Annotated in this window: 30 protein-coding genes; 16 read left to right on the forward strand and 14 right to left on the reverse strand. The window is 40.4% G+C overall.

The features are described 5' to 3' along the window. Positions 1-4: 4 nt before the first annotated feature. Positions 5-1,465 carry a helix-turn-helix domain-containing protein gene (locus IGI66_RS14315; protein ID WP_438849345.1) on the reverse strand — a complete coding sequence of 487 codons (1,461 nt, stop codon included), beginning with the start codon at positions 1,463-1,465 and terminating at the stop codon, positions 5-7. A 391-nt stretch (positions 1,466-1,856) separates the two neighbouring features. Here IGI66_RS14315 and IGI66_RS14320 point away from each other — a divergent pair, with 391 nt between their 5' ends. Both IGI66_RS14320 and IGI66_RS14325 read left to right on the forward strand, forming a co-directional pair. Beyond that, a complete protein-coding gene (locus IGI66_RS14320) occupies positions 1,857-2,111 on the forward strand; it encodes a TfoX/Sxy family DNA transformation protein (RefSeq protein ID WP_010778997.1) in 255 nt (84 codons plus the stop codon). Positions 2,112-2,180: 69 nt separating this feature from the next. Continuing rightward, positions 2,181-2,351, forward strand: coding sequence for a hypothetical protein (locus IGI66_RS14325; RefSeq protein WP_167540793.1), 171 nt, complete (start codon positions 2,181-2,183; stop codon positions 2,349-2,351). Positions 2,352-2,410: 59 nt separating this feature from the next. Here the strand turns inward: IGI66_RS14325 and IGI66_RS14330 are convergent, their stop codons facing one another. After that, positions 2,411-2,779 carry a YccF domain-containing protein gene (locus IGI66_RS14330; protein ID WP_438849346.1) on the reverse strand — a complete coding sequence of 123 codons (369 nt, stop codon included), beginning with the start codon at positions 2,777-2,779 and terminating at the stop codon, positions 2,411-2,413. Between the two features lie 126 nt (positions 2,780-2,905). Here IGI66_RS14330 and IGI66_RS14335 point away from each other — a divergent pair, with 126 nt between their 5' ends. Both IGI66_RS14335 and IGI66_RS14340 read left to right on the forward strand, forming a co-directional pair. Then, complete coding sequence (locus IGI66_RS14335) at positions 2,906-3,829, forward strand: alpha/beta hydrolase (RefSeq protein ID WP_438849347.1); 924 nt, start codon at positions 2,906-2,908, stop codon at positions 3,827-3,829. Between the two features lie 37 nt (positions 3,830-3,866). Continuing rightward, positions 3,867-4,508, forward strand: coding sequence for a carbonic anhydrase family protein (locus IGI66_RS14340; RefSeq protein WP_438849348.1), 642 nt, complete (start codon positions 3,867-3,869; stop codon positions 4,506-4,508). 46 nt (positions 4,509-4,554) lie between these two features. Here IGI66_RS14340 and IGI66_RS14345 read toward each other — a convergent pair whose 3' ends face one another. Further along, a complete protein-coding gene (locus tag IGI66_RS14345) occupies positions 4,555-5,367 on the reverse strand; it encodes an HAD family hydrolase (protein WP_431378380.1) in 813 nt (270 codons plus the stop codon). A 302-nt stretch (positions 5,368-5,669) separates the two neighbouring features. Between IGI66_RS14345 and IGI66_RS14350 the strand changes: the two genes are divergently transcribed. The 3 genes from IGI66_RS14350 to IGI66_RS14360 are packed head-to-tail and all read left to right on the forward strand — an operon-like array spanning position 5,670 to position 7,601. Beyond that, entirely contained in the window at positions 5,670-6,524 is an 855-nt protein-coding gene (locus IGI66_RS14350; RefSeq protein WP_438849349.1) for a glycosyltransferase family 8 protein, read from the forward strand. Continuing rightward, positions 6,521-7,408 carry a glycosyltransferase family 8 protein gene (locus IGI66_RS14355; RefSeq protein WP_438849350.1) on the forward strand — a complete coding sequence of 296 codons (888 nt, stop codon included), beginning with the start codon at positions 6,521-6,523 and terminating at the stop codon, positions 7,406-7,408. Before IGI66_RS14350 ends, IGI66_RS14355 begins: the two co-directional genes overlap by 4 nt. Before the next feature lie 19 nt (positions 7,409-7,427). Next, positions 7,428-7,601, forward strand: coding sequence for a hypothetical protein (locus IGI66_RS14360; RefSeq protein ID WP_205242236.1), 174 nt, complete (start codon positions 7,428-7,430; stop codon positions 7,599-7,601). A 76-nt stretch (positions 7,602-7,677) separates the two neighbouring features. Here the strand turns inward: IGI66_RS14360 and IGI66_RS14365 are convergent, their stop codons facing one another. Then, a complete protein-coding gene (locus IGI66_RS14365) occupies positions 7,678-8,148 on the reverse strand; it encodes a MarR family winged helix-turn-helix transcriptional regulator (protein ID WP_010779005.1) in 471 nt (156 codons plus the stop codon). Between the two features lie 616 nt (positions 8,149-8,764). Here IGI66_RS14365 and spx point away from each other — a divergent pair. After that, positions 8,765-9,190, forward strand: coding sequence for a transcriptional regulator Spx (spx, locus tag IGI66_RS14370; protein WP_438849352.1), 426 nt, complete (start codon positions 8,765-8,767; stop codon positions 9,188-9,190). A gap of 150 nt (positions 9,191-9,340) precedes the next feature. Further along, on the forward strand, positions 9,341-9,937 hold the full coding sequence (locus tag IGI66_RS14375) for a hypothetical protein (RefSeq protein WP_438849353.1): 597 nt from the start codon (positions 9,341-9,343) through the stop codon (positions 9,935-9,937). An 88-nt stretch (positions 9,938-10,025) separates the two neighbouring features. Here IGI66_RS14375 and IGI66_RS14380 read toward each other — a convergent pair whose 3' ends face one another. The 5 genes from IGI66_RS14380 to IGI66_RS14400 form a co-directional block, all read right to left on the reverse strand. Beyond that, a complete protein-coding gene (locus IGI66_RS14380) occupies positions 10,026-10,769 on the reverse strand; it encodes a LytR/AlgR family response regulator transcription factor (RefSeq protein ID WP_438849354.1) in 744 nt (247 codons plus the stop codon). Further along, the gene (locus IGI66_RS14385) at positions 10,766-11,464 is read right to left on the reverse strand and encodes a sensor histidine kinase (RefSeq protein ID WP_438849355.1); all 699 of its coding nucleotides are present in this window, start codon (positions 11,462-11,464) and stop codon (positions 10,766-10,768) included. Before IGI66_RS14385 ends, IGI66_RS14380 begins: the two co-directional genes overlap by 4 nt. A gap of 756 nt (positions 11,465-12,220) precedes the next feature. Then, entirely contained in the window at positions 12,221-12,829 is a 609-nt protein-coding gene (locus IGI66_RS14390; protein ID WP_438849356.1) for an accessory gene regulator AgrB, read from the reverse strand. Between the two features lie 114 nt (positions 12,830-12,943). Continuing rightward, complete coding sequence (locus tag IGI66_RS14395; protein WP_010779012.1) at positions 12,944-13,291, reverse strand: LytR/AlgR family response regulator transcription factor; 348 nt, start codon at positions 13,289-13,291, stop codon at positions 12,944-12,946. A 197-nt stretch (positions 13,292-13,488) separates the two neighbouring features. Then, positions 13,489-14,121, reverse strand: coding sequence for a pentapeptide repeat-containing protein (locus IGI66_RS14400; RefSeq protein ID WP_438849357.1), 633 nt, complete (start codon positions 14,119-14,121; stop codon positions 13,489-13,491). Between the two features lie 294 nt (positions 14,122-14,415). Between IGI66_RS14400 and mreC the strand changes: the two genes are divergently transcribed. Together mreC and IGI66_RS14410 are read left to right on the forward strand one after the other, a co-directional pair. Next, positions 14,416-15,273: a rod shape-determining protein MreC gene (gene mreC, locus IGI66_RS14405; protein ID WP_314575498.1), complete on the forward strand. Its 858-nt coding sequence runs from the start codon at positions 14,416-14,418 to the stop codon at positions 15,271-15,273. Between the two features lie 137 nt (positions 15,274-15,410). Continuing rightward, positions 15,411-15,779 carry a potassium channel family protein gene (locus IGI66_RS14410; protein WP_301516871.1) on the forward strand — a complete coding sequence of 123 codons (369 nt, stop codon included), beginning with the start codon at positions 15,411-15,413 and terminating at the stop codon, positions 15,777-15,779. Between the two features lie 71 nt (positions 15,780-15,850). Here IGI66_RS14410 and IGI66_RS14415 read toward each other — a convergent pair whose 3' ends face one another. From IGI66_RS14415 to lysS, 5 genes are all read right to left on the reverse strand, one after another. Beyond that, complete coding sequence (locus tag IGI66_RS14415; RefSeq protein ID WP_438849358.1) at positions 15,851-16,534, reverse strand: Pr6Pr family membrane protein; 684 nt, start codon at positions 16,532-16,534, stop codon at positions 15,851-15,853. 132 nt (positions 16,535-16,666) lie between these two features. After that, positions 16,667-17,374, reverse strand: a complete 708-nt coding sequence (locus IGI66_RS14420) for a hypothetical protein (RefSeq protein ID WP_438849359.1) — start codon at positions 17,372-17,374, stop codon at positions 16,667-16,669. Positions 17,375-17,553: 179 nt separating this feature from the next. Then, a complete protein-coding gene (locus IGI66_RS14425) occupies positions 17,554-18,189 on the reverse strand; it encodes a DUF998 domain-containing protein (protein WP_438849361.1) in 636 nt (211 codons plus the stop codon). Further along, the gene (locus IGI66_RS14430; RefSeq protein ID WP_438849362.1) at positions 18,182-18,820 is read right to left on the reverse strand and encodes a TetR/AcrR family transcriptional regulator; all 639 of its coding nucleotides are present in this window, start codon (positions 18,818-18,820) and stop codon (positions 18,182-18,184) included. The genes IGI66_RS14425 and IGI66_RS14430 overlap by 8 nt, the downstream gene beginning before the upstream one ends. 125 nt (positions 18,821-18,945) lie before the next feature. Beyond that, on the reverse strand, positions 18,946-20,514 hold the full coding sequence (gene lysS, locus IGI66_RS14435; protein ID WP_438849363.1) for a lysine--tRNA ligase: 1,569 nt from the start codon (positions 20,512-20,514) through the stop codon (positions 18,946-18,948). Between the two features lie 841 nt (positions 20,515-21,355). Between lysS and queG the strand changes: the two genes are divergently transcribed. The 5 genes from queG (at position 21,356) to IGI66_RS14460 (ending at position 25,836) form a co-directional block, all read left to right on the forward strand. Next, the gene (gene queG, locus IGI66_RS14440; protein ID WP_438849364.1) at positions 21,356-22,498 is read left to right on the forward strand and encodes a tRNA epoxyqueuosine(34) reductase QueG; all 1,143 of its coding nucleotides are present in this window, start codon (positions 21,356-21,358) and stop codon (positions 22,496-22,498) included. 509 nt (positions 22,499-23,007) lie between these two features. Continuing rightward, positions 23,008-23,415 (forward strand): DUF4430 domain-containing protein, encoded by a 408-nt coding sequence (locus IGI66_RS14445; protein WP_438849365.1) that lies wholly within the window; start codon positions 23,008-23,010, stop codon positions 23,413-23,415. Continuing rightward, positions 23,387-23,971: an ECF transporter S component gene (locus tag IGI66_RS14450; protein WP_438849367.1), complete on the forward strand. Its 585-nt coding sequence runs from the start codon at positions 23,387-23,389 to the stop codon at positions 23,969-23,971. Before IGI66_RS14445 ends, IGI66_RS14450 begins: the two co-directional genes overlap by 29 nt. 562 nt (positions 23,972-24,533) lie before the next feature. Then, entirely contained in the window at positions 24,534-25,118 is a 585-nt protein-coding gene (locus IGI66_RS14455; protein WP_438849368.1) for a hypothetical protein, read from the forward strand. 85 nt (positions 25,119-25,203) lie between these two features. Continuing rightward, complete coding sequence (locus IGI66_RS14460; protein ID WP_438849370.1) at positions 25,204-25,836, forward strand: class I SAM-dependent methyltransferase; 633 nt, start codon at positions 25,204-25,206, stop codon at positions 25,834-25,836. Positions 25,837-26,041: the final 205 nt, after the last annotated feature.

Here is a 26,041-nt window from a genome sequence, read left to right on the forward strand (position 1 = left end):
CAAGCTAATTTAATTCGATTTGATTGTTTTCCAGATCCTTTTTTACAAGAGAATCAAGAATCTGCTCAATATCATGGTAATCTGCTGGTGAAACGTTCGATCGGATCACGACAGATTTTTGATTTTCCAACAAGAAATTGTTGCAGGTAGGAGAAGTCCCGATGATTAACTGGGCCTCTTGAGGCGCTTCAACAAAATCTAAATGGTATTGATTTTTAAAATGCAGGTCGATCTTTTGCTGGATAAAGCTGGCAAAAAGTTCACTCAGCTCTGAAAAGACATAGACCGATATTTTCGGCAGACAATTTTCAAGCGGGTACAGGGTCATACAAGTAAGGATCGTGTACATTTGCAACTGTGGGCGGTCGTATTCTGGCATTTTCCGAGTGAAGTCTTGCCAAAACGCTTGGAAGCGACGGTAATAATAAGGAAATTGTGTTTCCACACGGGTCAATCCCACATTGATACTAAGCTGTGTAACGAGAGGAAGGTTCAGCCTGAAAAAAGAGAAGGCTGAATAATGCTGTCTCAGCTTTCGTCCGACACTTTTTTGCTCCTTCAAGTTCAACGAACGGAAATGCGTAGAGAAGGCATCGATCCAGCAGGCCGTCGCCTCAGTGAAAAATCGTTCTTTGGAAGCGTTCTTCGGTTGCAACTCGAAATCATTCAACAGAGAACTATAAATCGCATATAAAAAGAAGCGCCACTCATCATTGTCCCACATCTTCAAAAAATCAGGTTTCTTCGGGTATTTGAAGCGATTCAATTGCTCTACCTCAGTAGCATTGAAGACAAGCGGGCTTTTTTTAATGAGGGATTGATTTGTGATCAATAACCAAAAACTGATCATTTCCAAGTTCGTCGGATTGTTTTTGATCTTTAGGTAGTCTTCGATTTGATCGGCCAATTGTAAATAGCTGTCCGTGTTTATCCCTGCAACTTGCGTAAATTGATGATAAAGTCCTCGAACGAAAACATAATAAAAACGACGGATATCGACTTCCCGTCCCTTGAGACTAATTTTCGCAGAACAAGAGATATAAAGGTCCGAGTCCTTCAATTCTTGATTGATTTCTTTTATTTTTCGTCTCAGCTTGGATTCACTGATATTTTTATCCATACAAAATTGAATAGCTGAGATTTTTCGTTTAACCAGTATCGTACGAATGATCTCACATGCAAGATCATGCTGGTAAAGATAACTCGTCAATGTTTGGAGATTCGTCGAGGAGCGATCCAGTTGGATACCGCGCCCATTGTTCATGCGAAGTTTTAACGAATAGTCTTCCTCCGTATAAAGCTGATCAATGATAATCTGCAGCTCTTTGCAGTTCATACGAATCGTACCAAGACTTGCGTATCCGATCTTCTCCTGTAGTTCTTTTAGAGAAATCGGCGCTTGGAGACCGTCTAATATCTCAATGATCTGAATCTTTAATAAAGTATTTCTATCCATCCCCAGCATGAAAAAACGCCTCCATTTCCATTTGTTAATAATTAAGCTCACTTCTTTATATGATAAATTAAAATATCATATAGTACAAATAATAACCTAATAAAAGACAAAAAATAAAGTTTTAACCTAAAAAAATCTTTAAAAATACTTTGCAAAAAAGAACACCAGTTATATTTTCTTCTTATTTGAAAGAGAAGAAGTATTAAAAATGAGTGGATAAAAAAGTTTGAAAAATAATAAAAACCTATGTAAAGAGAAGCACAGCGAGCAAAAAAATACGAGGATTTTATAAATTATGATTCCAATGATACCGCAAATAAAAATCTTCGCAGCACTTTTTTATGAAAGCGGTCGTTTCCGCTTACATTCTAAGGTATAATATATCTAAAAGGAGTAAGCAATGAGAATCTCAGAAATGAAAAATATTGGTGTGGTAAATGAAGAAAAATTAGCACAAGTAGGGATCGTTGAACCGGAGCAGTTACGGGATTTGGGAACAGAGGGTGCGTTTCTGAAGATCCGTCATTTGGTAGATGACGGTGCGTGTTTACATCTGTTGTACGGATTAGAAGGTGCCATCCAGGATATTCCCAAACGTGAGCTGAGTGAACGACGAAAAGCGGAATTACGAGATTTCTTCAAACAATTAAATTAGATTTCTTTGACTTCGCTTGCTGGTGTAATTGTTTCACGGTACACTACAATTAAAAAGGGAAGTGGCTTTTTGTATCTAACAGCATTAGTAATCTTCATCATTTTAGTAGGTGCGTATAATATTTTTCTTAGCCTCGCAAAGCGCAAGAAGAAAAACATCTCTTCATTGATGGTAAACATTCAAGTAACGCTGAATATCGTATTAGTAGTTGCAGGATTGCTCTACTTGATTTTCGGATAAGAAAAAGAGGAAGACTGCGGTCTCCTCTTTTTATATTATTCGATTTTAGCAACATTCGGTCAGCGAACTGGAATAATCTCGGCCCCGAATGGCAGCAGCGCCAACCGTGCGAGCTTCACAGATTGCATAGCAAACGGGATGCCGACGATCGTGAGGCATAGAAAAAGAGCGCTAGCCAGATGGCCTAATGCCAAAGGAACTCCGGAAACAATCAGCCAAATAATATTGACGAACAAATTTATCCCTGTTGTATGGTACACAATGTCTTTGCCAAAGGGCGCAAAACTTAACGACGCAAATTTGAAACATTGCAGTCCGATCGGAATACCGATGATCGTGAGGCACCATAAAGCACCCGCGAGGCACCAAAGCAGCCCGCCAACCAAGCCGCCAAAAATAAACCAGATGATATTACCTAAGCAAGACATATTCTATCCCTCCATTTTAGTAATAGTGTATCATTTATTTAGAAAAGTACCTCCAACTTAAGATGGATTTATGACGTGAAAATTTGCGAATAAATTAAAACGATGTGTAGAAGAAGGGAGTCTCTTATGTTAGAAACCGTTGAATTGCTTTCTGTTGATGAAACCACCCGGCTGCAAGGCTATCATTGGTCCTGTGATGAGCCGTGGGCAGTCTTACAAGTCACACACGGCATGGCCGAGCATTTATTGCGCTATGAAGCTTTGGCCGAATACTTGAATGAACAGGGAATCGTCGTGGTCGGTCATGATCATCTAGGCCACGGATCATCCATCCAGGAAGCCCCGAAAGGCTATTTTCATGATGAAACGATCAAGCATGGGTTGGTCCAAGATTTGTATGAAGTGACCCAGTGGGGAAAGAAACAGTATCCGAAGCTGCCCTTTTTTATTTTAGGCCACAGCATGGGTTCCTTTGTTTTGCGCAATTATATTTACGACTATGGAGAGGAGATCCAAGGCGCGATCTTAGTCGGAACGGGGCAGCAGCCTGTTTGGCTGACGCGAATGGGTCAGAAATCAGCGAAGCTGTTGAGCAAGATTCAAGGGGAAAAGCATCCTAGCAAGCTGATCGATCGCTTGGCATTTGGTAGGATGAATCGCAAAATAGAAGCTCCAAGAACGGACAAAGACTGGCTGGTCAGTCTGCCGGAGGAGGTCGACGCGTACCTTGCAGATCCTAACTGCGGGTTTTTATTCACATTAAGCGGGTACCACGAATTGTTTACATTGATTATTCGTGCGCAAAACGCGGAGTTAGTCCACAAGGTACCTAAAAATTTACCGATCCTTTTATTGTCTGGAAAAGAAGACCCTGTCGGAGAGTATGGAAAAGGTGTAATGAAAGCGGCCCGCGCGTATCGAGCTGCTGGCGTACAACAAGTGACCGTCCGCCTCTACGAAAAAGCACGCCATGAACTGCTAAATGAAACCCAAAAACTTTCAGTTTTCAATGATATTTGCATATGGATGGAAAAAAATTCTGGAAAATGATATTATTGTAAAAATTTTAAGGTAATTGAGGTATCCTATGAAAGCAGAATTTTTAATTGATTATTGCCACCAGGGAGATTGGCATCCGCAAGGCGGTCAGACCCAATCACCGATCGACATCCAAACGAGCATGACTGAAACCTACGAGGCGCTTGCCCCAGTGCAAGTGAACTTTTCTGATACGACCGCTACTTTTTTTAATAATGGACAAAACCTGCAGCTTTTAGGTGCGGGGCAGGCGCTCATCAACCATCGCAGGTTTGACTTTGTCCAAGTGCATTTTCACGCGGATTCAGAACATCGCTTAAATGGCGAGATTTTTCCATTGGAAGGTCATTTTCTCTTCCAATCGCCTAACGGTCAAACAGCAGTTTTGGGTGTTTTTTACCAAGTTGGAGAGCACAACCCAGATTTTGAACATATATTGGATCAATACGACAAGCAGCAATGCTTCGGCGAATTTTCTGTAGACGGATTGATTCCTGAAAATAAAAGCTATTATCACTATATCGGCTCATTAACCACACCGCCATTGACTGAAGGCATCGAGTGGTATGTGATGCAGACCATTATGGAAGTCTCAGCAGAACAGATCCTGCGCTTCATGACGATCCACGGAAGAAACAACCGCACGTGTCAATCATTAAATGGTCGTAAAGTGTTGAGCTACAATGAATAAAGAGGCTGCCGATTTCGGCAGCCTCTTTATTTGTGTAGTGGGAGGGTTAGTCGAGGTAATCCTTTAATGCAAACGCGACACCAGACTGATCGTTGGAGCGAGTCATCTTATGGACTATTTTTTTTACAGCAGGGGCTGCGTTAGCCATCGCCACGCTGGTCCCGCTCATTTTCAACATCTCCAGATCATTCTCTTGATCACCGATCGCCAGAATATCCTTTGCTTCAATGTCTAGGTGGGCAGCTAAAAAGTTCAGTGCGGCACCCTTATTGACACCATCTCCCATCACTTCGAGCCAATAGGTATCAGAATAGGAACTGTTGATCTCGTGCTTTTCTAATTGCGCACGGAGTTTGACCAGCTTGCGTGTGTCGTTATCTGTAAAGGCCAATTTGAAATAACGGATCTCATTTTCCTCGATTTCCTTCCATAAATCTTCAACTTTTGATTCTTTCAAATTGAATTGTGCATAGTAGGGGCTGTTCTTTTCATTCTTATCCTGAGCAAAGGACATGCGGTCGTCTTGGGTCGCTCTGCTGGCTACGACAGTCACTTCCGCTTTCATCGCAAGTGTGAGAGCAGTTTTCACTGTATCAGAATCAATGGTATAGTTTTTCAGAACATCGGCGATTTCGCCATCTTCAATGCGTGCCACATAGGCACCATTCGAAGCCAAAGTATATCCTTGTATCCCCAAGTGGGCGAACACTTCTTTTGCGGAGTGTATCGAGCGTCCCGTAGCTAACGCGATGACTCCGCCTTGTTCGTCAAATTTCTTTAGTGCGGAGGCGTTCGCTTCAGTGACAAGACCGTCTCTATTTAGCAAGGTGCCGTCAAGATCTACTGCAACTAATTTCATCTATATCCGTCCTTTTTTGTGCTTTATCTATCCTAAGGGTAGTCTAATAAGGAGAAAATGAACAATTAAACGCTCATATGAATAATATTCAATAAGATTACAATAAAATAAATAAAAACTTTAGAAAAAATTAATAATTTATACAAAACAGCCAAATATAAGTACTTTTAGCCCGTTTTTTGAGTAAATGGAAGAGGTGTCAAGGCAGTAATTTTGCTTAATTGTTCGGAGGGGTCTACTCTGAATTTTGTAGAGAACTGTTATTAATAGCTACGAAAAATTCAGATAGGAGTGAAGGTTCTATGTTCTCAAAAATTGAGGAAATCCCTGTAGTCACAGCAGCTGATGAAAATTATGCTCCTTATCTTAGTGTAATGATCTCAACTTTACTGAAACAAACATCAAGGAGTACACCCATTCGCTTCGTTATTATCGACGACGATCTTTCAGTCGCAAGTAAAGAAAAATTGATCCAGACGGCGCGTAATCATTCAAATGCCGCTGTTATTCAATTTGTGAAGGTTGATGAAAGTGTGTATGAAGACTTTTTAGTGAGTGATCATATTACAACGACCGCTTATTTTAGAATCTCGATGCCAAAGATTTTGGCAAAAAAACAATATAAGAAAATTTTGTATATCGATGCAGATACGCTTATTTTGGATGATATCCAAAAACTTTACCAACAGGATCTAGAAGGAAAAACGATCGGAGCGATCATTGATCCAGGCCAAACGAAGGCACTAGAAAGACTCGGCGTAGATTCAGAAGACTACTATTTTAACTCCGGCGTGATGGTGATCGATGTTGATCGATGGAACCAGCAAGAAATTACAGATAAAACGATCAGTTACTTGAAAAAGCATGGGGATAAAATCATTTATCATGATCAAGATGCCTTGAATGCGGTGTTGTATGAGCAGTGGCATCCGTTCCATCCTCGTTGGAATATGCAGGCGTCATTGGTTTCGGACAAACATCCAGCACCGACCGAAGCCTACAAAAAAGCATACAAGGAAGGACGGGAGAATCCGGCGATTATCCATTTTACAGGACACGACAAGCCTTGGAATACGTTAGAAGACCATCCTTTCCAAGAGAAATATATGGAACTGCTAAACGAAAGTATCTTTATGAAGACGGTGAATGTAAAATGAAAAATGAAAAAATGACAGTGGTTTCAAGTAGTAATGATGGCTTTGCGGAGCACGTTTCGGCACTATTTGTTTCCATTTTAGAGAATACGGAACAACCGGTATCAATGATCGATTTTTATGTGATCGATGATAAGATCAGTATCGGAAATAAACGATTGATGCGAGAAACGCTTAAGGAGTACGGCGAAAAACTGCATTTCCTAACGATCGATAAGAATTATTTTTCGGATGCTGTAGAAAGTGATCGAATCCCTGAAACGGCGTATTATCGAATCGCGATCCCTGAACTCTTTAAAGATAAAAACGTGGAGAAAATTCTCTATTTGGATTGTGACATGATTGCGCTGGCCGATATTTCAGAGCTTTGGGAGATTGATCTCGGCGCATACACGCTAGCTGCTGTTGAGGACGCAGGCTTCCATAATCGTCTCGAAAAAATGGACATCGCTTGTGGATCGACAACGTACTTTAATTCCGGCTTTATGCTGATCAATGTGGAAAAATGGCTGAGTGAGAATGTAACGAAGCGTGTGTTACGCTTTATCCATGACAATCCTGAAAAGCTTCAATTTCATGATCAAGACGCGTTGAATGCCATTTTACATGACCAATGGCTGCAACTGCATCCTAAGTGGAATGCCCAAAGCTATATTATGAAACGTGAAGTGGAGCATCCAGACCCAGAAGGCGAAAAAGAATATTTTCAAGCACGGCGAGACCCAAAAATTATTCATTACTCGGGCCATGTAAAACCGTGGGACCCAGAGTTCACCTCTTCGCTGAAAAAATATTATAAAGAGTACGAAGATTTGACCGCTTTTGAAGACGCAATTGAGACAGAAACGACGCCAACGAAACGACCACCGACAAGAAAATTAGGGTAAAATAGGAGGAATTTAGGATATGAAAAATCTATTAAGACACGGCGGCCAGCAAAAAAATCATTTCCATCACAAACAATCAGGAAAAAATCAAAGCAAGCAACAGGACAGCGCGGTAAAATCATTGATGTTCAAAATTTTATCTGTCTTTGTTATTGGTTTTTTAACAAAGAAAATCAGAAACCGAAAAAAATAAGCAGACGGACGTATTTCAATCACGAAATACGTCTTTTTTCTGCTTAAAAATAATTCTATAGTATAGAAGAAACACGTCACGGACGCCCGAAACGATTTCGGGGTTTGTGCTTGACCTGCGGTTCCAATTCATGGATCAGCTTGGTCAATATATGATCAAATTGTTCCTTTTCCTCAGGGGTTAGGACGTCAAGGACCACTGGTTGAAAATCGTCGCTCTGCTGCGCGGCGATTTTTCCGCGTGCAGTCAAATGAATAGTCATCACCCGTTTATCTTCTTGCGATCTCTCGCGCGTAATGTATTCTTTCTTTTCAAGCTTGCGGATCATCTCGGAGGCTGATTGCGGGCGCATATCCAGCCGCTGTACCAGCTCTTTTTGAGAGATACTTCCGTGTTCCCGGACGATGCTCAGTATTTGCCCCTGACCACGGTTGCGATTCTCAAATTTGAAGGGGCCGCGAGAATTTTCACGGAAAAATTGCATGAATAAGCTGCTCAATTCAAAATACTTATGGGTAACGGTTATATTTAGTTCTTTTTCATCCATTGAGTGCTTCCTCCTATTCCAATAGATTCCTACACAAATAATATTTTATCAGGTTACCGAAATAAATCAAAGACTTCTTATGATACCCACACGCCACCGATGCAACTTCTTAGATTCACCGTCTGGATTTTGGTTTGATACTGGCCGCTAGAAGTGGCGGAGGATCGAGATATTTAGTCAATAAGCCGGCTCAGAATAGTAATAATCTGAAAATTGGAAACATACTAATGGACAAATGGATAAATCATCCAATAGTGATAGAATTCGGTTTTTATGATGGATGCAAACAATAATATCATCTATTTTTGTAATGATAAATGATACTTATTGTCAAATAATCATATTTTTACTTCGCGTGGAAATAATTGAGTCATTTCACAGGTGTCGATTTCCTTCTGTTATTGAAATTGGCGTAAATTCATTTATACAAGGGTTTTACGGTCGTTAATCTAGTTCGAAATTAGTTATAAAATGACAATTTTTAGTCTAAAATAAGCAGCGGATTTAAGGGAGCTTTTTAGAATTAGGTTAACAACGGCGAATCAGTGCTGTATCGTAATAGGTGTAGATAACAGGCGTATTTAAAAAATGATTTTTTTAGAAAGGTGAGTTAAATATGATTAAATTATATGGGTCAGCCAGTTGCAATTCATGCAGAAAAGCGAAGGCATGGTTAGAAAAACAAGGATTGGATTTTGAGGAAAGAAATATCATTTCTGAACCACTTACGAAAAGAGAGCTGAAAGAAATTCTTTCATTAACGGAAACCGGAACAGATGAGATTATCGCGACACGTTCGAAGGTTTATCAAAAATTTTCTTTTGATTTTAACGAGTTATCCTTCAATGAATTGGTTGCTGTAATTGAAGAAAATCCGAGCTTGTTAAAACGCCCGATCATTATGAATGAAACCAAATTGCAGATCGGGTACAGCGAAGATGACATTCATCAGTTTGTCCCTAGAAAAGTACGAAGAGTCTATTCAAAGAAGATGACGGAAGCTCTCTTCTATTTAGAATTGGAAAAACAAAAAGTCGTATAGCTGACTTCTTCTAATAGCGCATAATCAGTTTTTTTAAATAGAGTAGTCACCAACTATGCACCCGAGAGGACTAACGGTTGTGAGGGTATCGTCTTTTTCGTCAAGGACCAAAGAGAAGAATGCCAGGACGAAGGTTGAAAGGGGCTTACAATGACTGAAGATTTTGTAAAGAGTGCACTGGATCGCATGCTGGGGGCAGGAATCAGTAGAGAGCGCATCCAGCTTCAAAAGAAGATCATTTTTCAGGGAACACATCGAGAGTATTACTATGACAAAGTGGAAAATAGTGAAGAGTCCTGTGAGACCATTCCTGTGGAGAAAATCCTTGCGATGAAAGACGTAGAGGCTGCCGAGGGCACGTCCGTTTATGATCTTTTTGTAAAGATCGGAAATGCTGAAAAAACTGCCAAAATAATTGAGGAGCAATTAGACTCTTTAGAGAAAAACGGGCTGTTGTCCCAACAGACTTCTTATTCAGGAAAAATCAATATAGAAGGGCCATCGCCTCTGTTGATTAATTATTATAAGGACGAGGATTGCTTCATTACTCAAACGGATACGCGTTACCAGACCGTCGCTGCTAAAATGTTTGATGCCCCTTTTTTATCAGGAATCCTGACGACCTATCAATTAAACGCGGAAAAAAAGAAACTGTATGATGAATACGAATCTTTGCGAGACCTGCTGCGATTAACAGATCTCAGAGGACTTACCATGGATATTTTTCAAAACAAAAAAAACACGTAGCTGATCGACAACTACGTGAGTAATAAGTGGAATACAAAGAAAGGCAGTAAGACCACTCTTTCAAAGAAGGGTCTTACTGCCTTTTGGATTATCCTAGACGGGAGGTATCCATTTTCTCAAGAACGGTTTTGATTTTTCTTCTAGAAATGGGGCAAAAATGATTTTTGTCAAAATAAATAATGCCTTCGTTTCGCTTGATCTCCGTGATGTTGCTTAGATTGACAACAAATGCACGATGGACCTTATAAAAACGATCATCCAGCTTCTTTATTTCTTCTAGGGTCGCATAGAAATTGACCAATCGAGACTTGCAAATTAGTCGGACTTTATGAGAAATTTCCGTCGTTTCAAAATAAAGAATATCGGAAAAAGGAACTTGAAAACTGGTATTTTGATTACGAAAGACAAATAATTCTTCGCCGTGCTGAGTCGTGTTCATTGATCGCAAATGGGAAAGACCTTCAAAAATGTGTTCCTGAATCTCATCGATCGAGCTGTCTTTGTCTATAAAATCAAAGGCGGAAACCTTGTAAGCATAGGTGATCGGCGCAAATTCAGAGTGGGTCGTAATGAAAATAATGATCCCGTATTTATCGTATTTTCGAATTTCTTTGGCGACGTCCAATCCTTTTCTTTTCTCACCATGTAATTCAATATCTAAAAAATAAATATTTTGATCAACAGTTTCTCGTACCTTCTCAAGCAGAAAATCTGGCCGAGAGGTCGCGATAATAGACTTAGCGATCCAATGATTTTTTGCAAGAATTTCACGAATCACTAATTCTAAACGCTGCTGCTGCAGAATGTCGTCTTCCAATAGAAAAATATTCAAAGTTGAATCACCTCTCTGATTACAAAAGTTTGTCGAAATACACCTGCTTGAAATTCCGTTTGCAGGGAAAGATTTTGATAGTTTTGTAAAATCGCTTGAACCGTGGCTAATCCTAATCCCCGGTTCGTTCCTTTTGTTGAGTACCCTTTTTGAAAGATTTTTACGATGTTTAAGGAGTTCTCCGAGCAGGAATTTTCTATGATCAATTGAATCTCCCTCTCAGAATCGTTCTTAAAAAAGGCGATGTTCAAAAACGGATGCGCATCTTTTTCAGCAGCCTCAATAGCATTATCCAGTAAGTTAGATACCACCCGCACATAATCTAAGATATCAATACTTTCATTTTCGATAACATCCTCGACCTCTAAGCGTACAGGAATATTTTTCTGCCACGCCTGAATGACATGCGCTGAAATCACACCCTTTATAGGTAATGTCTTCAAGTTATTCAACCTAGTCAAAGAATAGTGCTCTTTATCAATAACAAGATTTTCGTGATTCAGAATTTTATTATAGGTATCCTCAATCAGTGAAATATCTTTTGACTTGATGCTCTCACTCAAGCTGATCAGCATATTATGGTAATCGTGTCGAAAGCTGCGCAGCTCGCCATAAATCGCCTCGATTTGATGAACATACGAGCTAAGGTCAGCCAACTGCGTGTCCTTGAGTTGTTGGATACGTTCTGCATCCATTTTTTTTGTCTTTAAATTTAGATAGAGAACTAGTAAAAGAATTATTGAAATGAAAAGAAGGATCAGATATTTTCTAATGCCAGTTCCATCTTTTAGGAGGTATCGTTCTATCCAATAATAGCTGAATTGCAATACGCAGCACAGGGTCAATAAAACGTTTATAAAGAAAAGAAAATAATGATTTGCATTATCAAGATTTCTTTTTAAAAAGGTCAGGCTGGGCCGTATCAAATGTAACAACAGCAAATTACAAACAACAGAAAAAAAGGGAGAAAACACGATATTAATCAAATACATGTATTGATCAAAAAGCGTTTCTCCCAAGATAAAGAGCAGTGTTGAGTTCATTAGATAAGCAAATACAGAATAGGAAAATGTCGTGTAGACACCGTAAAACCATATCATGTTAGTGCTAGAACCTTTGCTGACTCGTTTTCCGACAAACAAAAAGTAGAGCAATATGACGATCAAGATCCAATAATGAAAGAACATATAAACAATTGTGGAAATTATCGGGAGTATCAATTTCATTCCAAAGGGTATCTTTTTATTTATCAACTTTGAGTAAATAAAAAGCTGTGAAAAATTTTCTACAACCATCGCTAAAACGATGATTAAGAATTGGAACGTGTTCATTTCCGTTTTAATTGTTTAAGTTTTGGATTCTCAGGTTCATAACCCCAAATGAAGCAAGGATAGCTTAACAAAACAGCCGAAAAAGCAAGGATAATAGTGGAGATTTTTTTCTGCATTGAGTTAGAGTTCAGTTTGATAGTTTTCATAATTTTTATAACTCCTTTTAGTTAATTTATAAAAAAATGGGTGAATCAAGAGTGATTCAATGACTAGACCTGTTATTAGCAATGTACTTGTTTTAGCAGCCACAAAAAATAGGGAGAGGCAAATCACCACGAAGGCGCTGAATAGTGCCTTCCTTTTTTTCTTTTTTCGTTCACTAATGCTGACAAGAGGATTTTTCTCTGTATCTGAAGGTGCGTAGAGAAAAACGATCAGCAGAACGATGGAGGACAGAAGAAGCAACCAGTTAAATGAAAAGGTGAACAGACTGTATTTTAAAAATACTGGAATCCCGACAAAAACGACCAAGCCGAAAATAGAGCAGTTACGGGAAGATTTTGCATGCCAGCCGCCAGCGGGTATTCTTAGAAAAACGTATGCCAGATTCATGAGAAATGTTTCAAATAAAACACCAAAAACAAATGCGACAGCGTATACTTGAACACTTTTAAACAAATTGATAAGTAGGATTTCTAGAGCATAAGTCGTATTTTCATAATCTATTTCGGACATATAACGTTGCGCTTGTATTTTCCTTAACAAATACAGTGTGAGGCTATGAGTCAAAAATTTCCCTCCTTCCAACATCTAAAATTGAACGCTTTTAAAGTTTAATCTATTTATCCCCCAGCTACAACATAAATTCCCGAATTTTTCTTTTATTCATAGGAAAATCATGGATCAAGTCAGGAGATATTCCTTCAAAGATTCTCTCAGCGGCAAATATTTTCTTCTTGAAAAAGGACAGGTATTGTTTCCTTCATCGTTTGAAAAATAAACACACCGGTCATATTTGTTAATTTCTTTGATATTAAGCAAATTCACTACGACGGAGCGATGGCAACGAAAGAACCAGCGCCATTCTTTTCCTTCAAAATCATTAAGCGTTCCGCGGCCGTAATACTTCTTATCTCTTGTGGTGAAGCATAAAAAATGATCCCTTGTGGTATCAACAGCGATATAAAGCAGATCCTCCACCGACAAGACTTCTACACTTTTGTCTGTTTCTACATAAATTGATGTTCGCACTAGTACAATCCCCCTTGAGTGTAATTGTAAAGGAAAAGTACTAATTGTTAAGAGGGATATCGTGAACGGTATTATTTCAACCGTCAGTGGTCGACCAAGATCACCTAAATTAGCATTTAAAAGAATTTTCTTGTCTATATTCTTTTATAAATAGAAAAAAATGTTTTTTAGCTAAATTGAAAGTGGCAGACGAAGGCTTACATGTATCCTTCAGCTTCTTTTCGCGTCAGCCAAAAATGAATACCGCCAGTAGAATCTGCCCAACGATTGGGATTAAAATTTTCTGCAACGACCCATTCACCGACACGATAAATAAAGTCTCCATCAACATAAGAAATCGCTTCTTCATAGGCTTCATTCGTGTACATATCTTTGATCGTCAGCACCTTCGCCTTGTCACAACGGCAGCAGGAGTTTGTTGCGGAAGTCCTGCGAGCATTCGTTGGGATCAATAATTGGACGATTCGGTGATCAAAGCACTTTTTGTAGCCGATAAATGCTCCTTCCGCGGGACAATAAAGATCAAAAAACTTCGTCTGTGCATCATGGATGATACCTGTCAAATCCGCGTGCTCCAGCATGGCGAAAAAGAGATTCGCACCGGAGATATCTGCGCCACACAAGCGGGACCACTGAAAATCCGTTCCTTGTAACGAAGCATTTACCAAACGCGCGTCTGAAAAATCACAATCCACACACAAACAATTATCAAAATTCGCACCAGTTAGATCCGCATGAGAAAAATCAACCTGCTCAAAAATCCTATCATGAAAATCAGAGTGCCTTAGATTGGCATGCGAGTAATCCTTGTTTTTAAGAGGCGTATTCATTTTCCACACATCCTTTCAATGAAGTATCGTTACTCTTATTATAGTAGGGTTTTGATAGATTTAACATAACAGATGAAAACAATCCACTCGCTCGGTCTCTTTTTTATAAGATAAAGCTAGAAAAAAAGAATGTTTTTGATGAATTCGTTATTTAAATCACTACTAAAAATGATTAGAATGATTGATAAATTGACAGTAAATGATAAGTTTGCTTAAAAAACATCTTTTGTTCATTTTTTAGTCCAACGATTATTGGTAAAATTCAATTCAAATAGGGTGTTTTGGGGTGGGTAAATGAAAAGGGCGCATTCAGGAAAGAATCGTAAAAAAAGACTAATGGTTATCCTTATCGTAATGGTCATAGCGATAAGTGTGATGGCAAATCAAGCAAAGGAAAATGGGGTCGAGAGTATGCGGTCTGTCGTAAAAGACCCGATCGGCGCAGTGAATAAAGTCATTGCTGTACCAAAGAAATGGGTATCTGATCGTAAATACTCTGTGTCGAATTTATTTGATACCTATGAGGAAAACAGAAAACTGGAAGAAGAAGTTGCTCACTATGATGAAATGAAGCGGAAGGTAACGAGCCAATCACAAGAAATTGAGCGCCTTAAAGAAGAAGTCCAATTAAAAAAACGGTTGACGAACTATCGAACGCTGGCAGCAACAGTGATTGCCCGATCTCCGAATGCGTGGCAAAATACATTGATGGTAGACAAGGGCAGTCAGGATGGCGTTACAAAAAACATGGCGGTGATGTCTCAAAAGGGCTTGATTGGTCGAGTAAGAAAAGTAAAAGAACAGTCCTGCGAAATCGAGCTGGTCACTTCTGATAATAGAAGCAGCAATCATTTTCCGATAAAAATAAGTGCCGAAGATGGAGAATCTTTTGGTATTTTAACCATGTACGATGAAAAAAAGAAGCAACTGATCGCCACGCAAATTACTAAAGAAAAAAATATCAAAAAAGGAGATGTCGTCCGTACTTCCGGTCTAGGCAGAAATTCGCCCGCAGGTATTCCGATCGGAACGATCGTCCAAGTCAAGCCTAGCAGAAACGGGATCGATCTAGAAGTGTACATCGCACCTTATGCGCAAATGGCGGATGTTTCCTTCGTAACGATTATTCAAGATATGCCAGATAAAGACTAAAAAATTGCAGACAAAAGTGCCGTGCTCAAAATAAGAGAGCGGTACTTTTTTAATGTGTTCAAGCGTGTTTAAAAAAGCTTCTTAGTTGTATAAAATAAAGTAAACGAATTTATTTTTGAAATGGAAGCAGGGATATCATGGTAGCATTCGCATTACTATTTAGAAGTTTGTGGCATATTTTACGAATTCTTTTTCGACAGGAAGAACAGAAGGCACTTATGCTAGCCGTTTTATTCATTCTATCGATCGGAACGATTTTCTATCACAATATTGAAGGGATGACTTATTTAGATGCGCTGTATTTTTCCGTGATGACACTCGCGACGGTGGGCTACGGGGATCTGTCTCCCCAGACAGCATTTGGCAAACTTTTTTCAATCCTTTATGTGTTTGTGGGAGTTGGTATTTTGACCGCATTGATCGCAAATTTCAATCGAGCATTGGCAGAGTATCATAAAAAGAAACGGCATAATGAGAGAAACAGGGAGACTTCCAATAACGGATGATTTTCAAGACGATCGAGAAATATAAACCTGCGCAATCCTAGGGATCACACAGGTTTTTTAAGCTTATGCTATTAATAAACGCGCGGATTCGCGTTTGCTGGTTTAAAACGATTGGTTCCCCAAGCAATCAACTTCATTAAATAACCAAAAACGACGAAGAAAATCAATAAAACAATAACGTTTAGGAACACCCGCTGCCACCCTAAATCGATCGCATCAATAAAAAAGTAAGGGTAATAGCTGTCGAAACCGGCGATGGGCCCGCCAATTTGCGCACGAACAATCGTAAAAACCCAATAAAGCAACGGCAGGACCGCCCAAGTCCACGGCTTGATTTTTTTCAGAGGTCTTGTATCTGCAAAGAGCAGCCAGTCAACGAACACCATGACCGGGGTATAGGTATGGACAAGAAAATCGGACAGACTATTGACTGCATATTCCGAAGTACTTGGAATAGAAGGAACTAAAATAAAATTGTAGATCAATCCAGTGATAACAATGATCAGCGTCAACGCTCCCATGACGTTCGGCGAAAAATCAAACGCTACGTTCCTTTTGGTTGATACAGATGCTACAAGACTTTTCGCAATCAAATATAAATAGCCAAAAAAGATGAGTAGGTTGCTTTGGATCGTGTAGAAAATCAATTGATTTGCTTCAAAACGCCCCTCAAAAATGCCTAACAATAAAGCCAACCCGATCCCGCAGCCAATCACCAATAGAAAACGAAACCCGTTTTTTAAAATCGTATACATAAATGCCCTCTTTCTTATAAGACTCGTGTCTCTTTTATTTGATTTTACCCTATTATGAGGGCGCTTGAAAAGCATCATCGAATGAATAATAAAACACGTCCTCCAAGTTAAAGAAACTTAGAAGACGTGGGATTACATCTGTGTCTCATAAAGGACGACTGCGATATAGGGGCCGTTATTGTTGGGTGGAGTAAAGGCAAGAACAACATTTTTGTTATTGTTCAAGTAGGCAAAGACCTTCGTATCGTTGTTGTTAAAGTTAAGAAAGAATGCTAGGTCAGGTTTACTGCTGTCACTTTCAGAAAGCTTCAATTCTGTCGAGACAGTAACGTTTTTTGTGACGCCATTTTCATTGACAGGGATCGTTGTCATTGGAATGTCCGTCGGGTAAAAGCCAGCCACGCTGCTCATGTGAGCACCTGGAGCGTAATTTCCTTTAGGACTATAAGAGACGGCGAGTTCGTCACTCTGCGGATAGGTTGTTACAGAAAATCCGAAGATAGTTGTCTCTCCCATTAAAACGGCACCTTTAGGAAAAGTGACGCCATAAGAGCCCTGTTCAACAGTTTCAGCGGGAGTACTCTCCGTCGTGGACGTACTCGCAGCCGATGAACTCACGGTAGAACCGCTGCTTGATGAAGATGTGCTCTCCGAAGACTGTATAGTACTGCTCGATGCAGCCGATGCAAGTGCTTTTGATGCAGGTGCCGGCGCTTTCGATTCTGCCAACTTCGCGCCAGTGATAAACGCAAGAAAGAGAGCGATGAGGATTACTAAAAAAAGAATCAGTGTCGTTACGGTGGTATTTTTTCCTTTTATACTGTTGTTATTGTCCTTCATAAATGATACCTCTGTGATTTTTTGATAGCTTCAGTATAACGAATAATAATTGCAGCAAAAGGAAATTTCCATAAAAATAAAGTGGATGAATGATTGGGTTTCTGTGATTTTTATATATTCATTTAGTTATTTTAAATAGCTGGAAACGTGGGGGGAAGAACGGAGTAAATCTTTAAAATTTAATTCTCAAAAAAGCCTAAAAATAAATAAACGCCCAACACAGCATTAAAGCCCATTGCTGCTAGCACACTGAAGCGTTCGGGAATACCGAAGTATCGGGCAGGAACAACATTGACACCGATGGCTCCGGCAAGCATCAGCATCAGCGCCAGGGTTGCCCAAACTGCCAATGATTGGTACTGCTTCGAATGAAATCCGCCGATCAGGATAAGCAGAAGCGAAGCGATAGACAGGCTGACCACTAAGACAGTCATTCCAATGTGCATGAAATCTTGAAAAGATCTTCCGCCAAAGCCGCTTTCGCTCAGAGGGAATAGCGTGTATCCCACCGCTGATACCCAGAGCATCGCAGCAAAAAGATAGATGCCTAAGCGTATAGATTTCGTTAATTTGCCTTGGATAAAGACACAGACCATCATGATGCACACCACACTGCCGACACCAGACAAGGCGGAAAGTTGATTCCACAAGACTTTGGCAGGAGAGGTATCTGCACTCAGATCACTCACTGCCTGTGCCATCCAGTTATATCCAGGATAGGCCAATGGGCTGAAAAGAACAGCAGAAACATAAGAAAGAAAGCTGACGATACCGAATAAACCACACCACTGGATCAGATCTCTTTTTCTACTCATGGGCATCCGTTCCTTTCTGATAAAGAATATAAAACTGACGAATGTGTTGCTCTAGTGTCCGCAAGGCTTCGGGTTCTCTTCCTGGCTGGCGGTCGCAAAGGGTTAGTAGCAGCTGAATCGGGGCATAAAAATGCAAGGCCAGGACCTTTGGATCACAGTCACGCAGCACATCAGCTTCTATCAACAGGGTAAACAACTTTTCCTGATACGCCAGAGGTTTGTCTGTGTATTGTTGCGTAAATAATGCTGCCAATCTCGGATTTTGAAACTGCTCGATCGTCAGCAGCTTCCGAAAATTCGATACATAGTCATCATGTAAAAAGAACATAAAAAACTGTATACCAATAACAACAAGCTGCTCTTCCGTCTTCTCCGCAAACAGCGGAGCATCTGCTTCGCCTTCATAGCCGTCCATCTGAAAGGCTGACATAGTTGCTTCATAACGGCTGTTCATTTCCGCCACGACAGCATCGAATAATTCCTGCTTGTTCCGATAATGCTTATACAAAGAGGGGGCCTTGATGCCTACAGCTTGAGCGATTGCTTCGACATTCACGGCTTCATAGCCTTTTTTGGCGAAAAGACGGGAGGCTTCTTCCACGATCCGTTCCTTTGTAGTGCCTTTCTTCATAGGGCGCATCCTTTCTGGCTAATAACCATTCGCTTTTATATGGTTATTTTAGCTAATGGACATTAGCTTGTCAAACAAAGAAACGACCAAAAGATGTTATTCTTTTGGTCGCTAACATGTTCTCTTTAGTTGAAATCTAGTAATTGCTGCAGCTTTTCAGGGCCCACGACTTTGATTAATAACGGGATGCGTGGTCCGTGGTCTTGATTCAAGGTCAGTTGATAAATGGCAGAAAAGAGTTCTTTTTGTTCTGCGCGTTTTTCTTTTTTATCCGTGGCATCTGTCAGGTCGTAGATGGCCTGCATCAAGTCTCCCTCGTTCAAATCACCGCTCGTCGCTAATAGGTCTTTAAATTTAGCAACTCGCGCTTTGACTGGCGCAGTCAATAGGTCGTAAACGTCACGATTCGGCGCTTGGTTGATCGTGACCAGCCGTGAGGTCGCGTCATTTTCGATCCAGTAGCTGGCCCGCGGCAAAATATGATCGATCGCGTCTTCTGTATAGACATGCTCATTGATAAGCAGTTCTTTGGCGATTTCTGTGTTGTTCGCGGTCAGGGATAAGATGCTGACGACATGGTTGAAGTTTGGGTACACCTGATCCAAGTCGACACCGGTCAATTGCAGCAATTGCTGATTTGTTTCGTCCAGTTCTGTATTTTTGGCCTTTTGAACCAATCGTTCGAATTCAGAATAGTTCCGTAGTACATCGTCGTCGAGTCCTAAATCAAATTGCGCTTTTGGCTGGTATTTGGCATACAAATACAGTACCAATTCAGGGGTGTAGATCGAAAGCAAGTCTGGCAATGTCAAAATATTTCCAGTTGAGCTGGACATCTTCATAGTTTGTCCTTTGATGTTGACGAAATCATAAGGCTGATATAGCGGTGCCTTCCAGTCAAAGATTTCCTTAGCGATCGCTTTTGCAACATCGAAGCTCCCGTTTTTCGATGAGTGGTCCTTGCCACCAGGTTCAAAGGCGACTTTTTCATAGCGCCAACGCATCGGCCAATCGATCTTCCAATGAAGCTTGATGTGCTGGTGTTTTCTAATAGTCTGAGTTCCTTCGTGCCCGCAATTTTTGCACGAATAACTCAGTGTCTGAGTGGCTTCGTCGTAATTGGTCACCGTCGTGCTGTCATGCCCGCACTGATCACAGTACAAGGAGATAGGATAGTACGCTTCCCGTTCCTCCTCGTTAGCGGCTTCTGTCCGAAACCGGCTTAAAATATCATAAATTTCTTTCCGCTTGGCTAAAACCAATGCGAGGTCCTCGTCATAAGCCCCGCCCTCATAACGTTTCGTTTCAAAAATGAACTCTGGCCGAATGTTCAATTTTGCCAGATCGCCGATAAACATCTCTTCAAAATAATCGCCATATGACGCTGCGTCTGTATCCGCATCCGCCGGGGGTGCTACCTTGGTATACGGCAATCCGATGTTTTCTTCGGAGACGCCGCTGACGTTTTTCGGAATTTTCCGCAATCGATCGTAATCATCCCAAGATAAAATATAGCGCGGTGCTGCGCCTAGATGTTTAAGTGCCTGTGTCACAAAATATGTTGTAGCAATCTCGCGAAAATTCCCCACATGGACATATCCCGAAGGACTGACCCCTGACGCGCAGGTGATGGGTGTCTGGTCCTCCTTATGTTTCTCAATCAATTCACTCGCAAGTTGAAAAGCCCAATGCATAAAAGTGCCTCCTCCTATAAAGCCTGTTCAGCCCTAGTTATTTATAGTGTTATTGTATCATTCTTAGGAAGAATGATAGGCCTGTGAACCCTTGAAGAAGGAGAGAATAATCTGATGAAAGTGATTTATTGCCTCAGTTATTGCCGTATTTTATACGAAAAAAATAAATTTCAGCAACATGTACAGACTAAAAAGGTCGGAAGAACACGCTTGTAGAGCAGTCAATTTCTTTAGGATGTAAGGAACATATGATATAGTAAGCCTGTAATTTCGTATCAGGATCTCAGTTCTACCTCCTATTTTAGCAGGGGTTAGTAGAATGACATACGTGGTGTGAATCAGGTTCATTTTTTCGGTTTATGAAAAAAAGATTTCTTTAGTACGAACTAGGATCTCAGTTCTACTTTCTGCTTCAGCAGGGGTTAGTAGAATGACATACGTGGTGAGAATCAGATTCATTTTTTCGGTTTTTGAAAAAAGATTTCTTTAGTACGAACTAGGATCTCAGTTCTACTTCCTGCTTCAGCAGGGGTTAGTAGAATGACATACGTGGTGAGAATTAGATTCTTTTTTTCGGTTTTTGAAAAAAGATTTCTTTAGTACGAACTAGGATCTCAGTTCTACTTCCTGCTTCAGCAGTGGTTAGTAGAATGACATACGTGGTGAGAATCAGACTCATTTTTTCGGTTTTTGAAAAAAGATTTCTTTAGTACGAACTAGGATCTCAGTTCTACTTCCTGCTTCAGCAGGGGTTAGTAGAATGACATACGTGGTGAGAATCAGATTCATTTTTTCGTTTTTTGAAAAAAAGATTTCTTTAGTACGAACTAGGAGTGGAACTATGCAAACTTTAAAAGAACGGATCATTGCTGAAAGCAAGCAGCTAGGTATAGATAAAATTGGCTTTACAACCGCCGAGCCTTTTGATTATTTGGAAGAATCGTTGCTGGAGCAACGCTCACTGGGCCATACTTCTGGTTTTGAACATCAAAACATCAAGGAACGGCTATATCCAGAGGAAACCTTTGAAGATCCCAAAAGCATTATCGCGATTGCCTTGGCATACCCAACCAAAATCCATGAAAAAGTTCCCCGAGATGAAAAACGTGGGCAATTTGCCCGTGCTTCGTGGGGAACAGATTATCATCTTATTTTAGAAGAACGGCTGACGAAGCTGATCGCCTTTATCAAAGAGCAGGCTGAAACCGAACAGCTCCAAGCCGAGTGGCGGTTTGCTCCACAGGTCGATACAGGTGAGCTGGTGGATGTGGCGGTTGCACAACGGGCGGGACTGGGCTTTATCGGGCGCAATGGATTACTGATTACTGAAGAGTATGGTTCTTTCGTGTACCTTGGCGAAATCATCACGAATATTCAGTTTGAGCCAGATCAGCCCGTTCCAAATGGCTGTGGGGATTGCACGCGGTGCATTACTGGCTGTCCTACGGGTGCCTTATTGGGCGATGGCCGCATGAACGCCAAAAAATGTCTTTCCTATCAGACTCAAACCAAGGGCATGATGCCGGAGCAATATCGCAAAAAAATGCGCAACGTCATTTACGGCTGTGATATTTGTCAACTCGTCTGTCCCTATAACCGCGGGAAAGACTTTCATTTTCACGAGGAAATGGAGCCGAAAGTCGATGAGGTCTATCCGAAATTGACCCCGCTCCTTACCATTTCAAATCGCGAGTTCAAGGAACAATTTGGGCACTTGGCCGGATCGTGGCGCGGGAAAAAACCGCTGCAGCGCAATGCATTGATCGCCTTAGCCAATCTTGGCGGCAGAGAAGCTTTGCCAGAAATTCGTGACTGTCTGCAAGACCAGCGTCCAGTCATTCGCGGCACCGCCGTCTGGGCATTAGGTCAACTGACAAAAAAAGCGCCCGATGAAACCATCCATCTATTGCAGGAATTAAAAGAAACCGAAACCGACGCAGAAGTTTTGACTGAGATAGCAGACGTTTTGGAGAGGCTGGGTTGAATATCAGAGTGACTTGAGACCATATACCGACTGGAAAATTTAGTCGGTATTTTTTATGCTGTTTTTTATTCTCTTTGATGAGCAGGACCACGACTAAACCGCGATCTTCAAGACGTTACGGTGTTTTCCTTATTCGAAGGCTTTCGCTAACTATTCCAATAAGCTGAACCATTTTAAGTGTCCAATAACCAGCAGAGCTATATTGCCGTTTCAGAGCAATTATATCTTATTAAATAGTACTTATTTGTTTTATCCCAATAATGGCAATCAGATCGCCTCAGATACTTTAATCTAATGGTCAAATCTGGTATTTTTGATGCAGAGGCATCTGTTTTTGTTCGCTGGAAATTTGTTTCGTGCTGTTATTCGAGTACTTATGGAAAGTCGACGAACGTGTTATCCAATAAATAAATTTCAAACAAGCAAGATCAGGGGCGTTTGTTTCCGTTTTTTTGATACCCATTGATTTTGGGTGTCTTTTAATTTAGATAGCTAAAGGGGATAGAAAAATGAAGAAAAGAACAGTATTTTTTGCACTTATTTTTAGTTTAACACTTATTAGCGGGTGTACTTCTAAGCCGTCGGAGTCGTCAGACAGCAGTTCGGCTAAAGAAACGGTCGCAAGCAGCGAAAAAATAGGAGAAAAAGCAAGCATCACGCTAGTAGACGGAGATAAAGAGCTGTCAAAAAAGCAGGTTTCCTTTGAAAAGGGACAATCACTATTTGATGTCTTAAAAAAAACCTATGCCGTTGAAGACGATAATGGCATGATCACCTCGATTGATGGTCACGCACAGGATGAAAAGAACAATAAATATTGGGTATTCACCATCAATGATGAACAAGTCAATTCGGGCGCCAAGGACGTTACTCTGAAAAAGGACGATCGTGTGGTGTTCAAGCTTGAACAATTCTAAGCAATCCATCGCTTCCGTCTTTTCACTAGGAGTGAAGGAATTAAGTTTATTATCTATGCTGGTCGCCTTATGTGTCGTCAGTCGAACGGCCTTTCAATTTATCGTAAACGTGCAGCCAGTCACCGCCATACTGTTGATCATCACCATTTACTGGGGCACCTATCAAGGACTGCTGGTCAGCCTGCTGTCAATTCTCATTACCAATTTTTATATGGGGATGGGCGTCTGGACTATTGCCCAAGTGGTAACCTATTTTCTAATTATTTTATTGACAGGAGTGCTCAAAAAAATCCCGAAATTCAAGCAAAGTATTCTGCTGCAGGCAATTTACGCTGGAATCACGGGAATGCTCTTTGGTTTCTTCATTTCGGCGGTTCAAGCGCCATTTCTCGGAATCTCAGCGTTTTTACCCTACTATTTAGCCGGAATTCCCGTAGATACGATGCATGCGTTTGGGAACGTCATCTTTTATCTACTTTTAGCACCTGCATTAAAAAAATTACTAACCCAGACCATCCAGCGATGGCGAAATATGCATAGAGACTCAGTCGAATAATTCCTTGATACGGCTGTTTGTTTAGTGAAATGAGAGATACTTGCGATTTTACTGATCGCGGGTATCTTTTTGGTTTAAACGGCCTTTTGTTTAATGGAAGCCTGCGAGCTGACTTTGTCAAAGGTAGGATAGATCTACGGGATGGCTGGTGAATATGGGGGTCTCTTTTTTTAGGGAAGCAAGGAAGTGGCGATTGCCGCGAATATCTGCATAGATAGTGACTCCTACGACCAAAGCAAACGTGGAAGAGATGGAAAGAACGGCTATTTGTACTACATCGACCAACCAACGAATCCATAAACAGGAGAAATCGCGCCTGTGGGCCCTGGAATCGTGGAATCCAGCGAACCCATTGAATGGGGTGGAAATTAGTTTTTTTAAATTCGCCTTAGTTTTCAAAGCGATTCAGTTACTTCGGGTGAAGTTGATGGCCTACCTTTATTCAAAGATTGGATATTGGAATGATGATATAGGAACTTAGGTTTTTAAGCCTTTTTTTACTTATCTGCCTAGGTGGCGAAGAAAAACAAGTTATACTGGATACTGGATAGTGGGTGATAGTATGAGAAAATACACAATAGCAAAAGTAATTAGTATTGATAACAGAGTTCCGATGGGAGCCTCTAAGGCTTATTATGGTCATAGTGTGATTTTTCAAGATATTTCTAGCGGCACCCTTTTACAGTGGGATACGAAAACGAAATTGAAATACGAAAAAGATGAGATCATTAATTTTACCTATGATGAATTAGATCAAGCAACACCTATGGACTTGTTCAATGAGGATGAAAAAAGAGTGGCTATCTCAAATCCAAGAAAAGTCCAGTCCTTGGATTTGCTTCTAGGTAGAAATCCTGTTCAAACACGAACTGACTATTTCTTTGTTAAAAGTGTTCGAACCATAGGAGAGAAGTATTATGTGGTGTTGGTTGACAGCTATTTAGATCAAGCATTATTTGAAACAGAGGAACCAGAAAGCTTTAAAAAAGGGAACGTTGTCAAACTTAGGTATAAACAAACAACAAGTGCCACTGAGGCAGACGTAACAGAAGAGGACTTACAGCATGTCGTTTACTATTTAGTGGATGTTGAAGTGAAGTACAATGTAAGTAATGAAAGAAATGTGAAACTAAAAGACCGTAGATAAGATGGTATTGGATTTGTAGGATACCATTCCAGTCTATAAATCAAAGAAAGATCATTACTTTAGTTTGGGTCAGAAAGGAAAAACCATGAATCTTTTCTTTATCCTATTAATACTAGTAGTAGGACTATTTTTCATTTACAAACACCTTCTAAACCAATCGAAAGCACCATCCGGCTGGGTAGGGAGTATCATGATGAAATTGTGGAATAAAGTCTACTTGCCCATGGCAAAATGGAGCCTGTCATTCTTACCAGCAAAACAATTTCACCACATTTTAGATATAGGTGTCGGCAATGGTGCAACCACGTACTACCTCAGTCAAAGATTCAAGACCGAGTCAAACATTGGAATAGACATTTCAGAAAAAGCCATTGAACAAGCAAAGAGATTATACTCTGACCATACGATCACATTCGATAGAGTAAACATCGAGAAAACAGACTATCCTTCAAATAGCTTTGACCTAATTTGCGCTTTTCAAAATCATTTTCATTGGAATGATCTGCAAGGTGGTCTTTTAGAGGTAAAAAGAATACTGGCTGATGACGGGATTTTTCTTATTGGCTGTGAGTATTTTAAGGTTAAATACTTTCTGCCTGACTTGAAGGAGCCGGATGCTTTTGGGGAGTATCTGGATGATGTTGGGTTGCAGTTGTTGCAGGTGGAACGGGAGCTGGATTGGATGGTTTATCTGGTTGGGAAAAGGTTAACTGAATAAATCTGTGAGAGAGCTTATGGTATTGAGCTTTCTTTTTTTGCATACAGTTTGCAAATCGAATATCAAGCTAATAAATAAGCGCTCAGAATTGTTCTCTAAGCGATTGTTTTAATACGTAATATCATTTTGGGAGAATAAGTACCGAGAGGAGGAGTGGCAAAAATTTTAGATACCTAGGGCTGATAAACAAATCAATAGCTGTCCA

Source organism: Enterococcus sp. AZ048 (assembly GCF_051715125.1).
Lineage (GTDB): Bacteria > Bacillota > Bacilli > Lactobacillales > Enterococcaceae > Enterococcus_A > Enterococcus_A gilvus.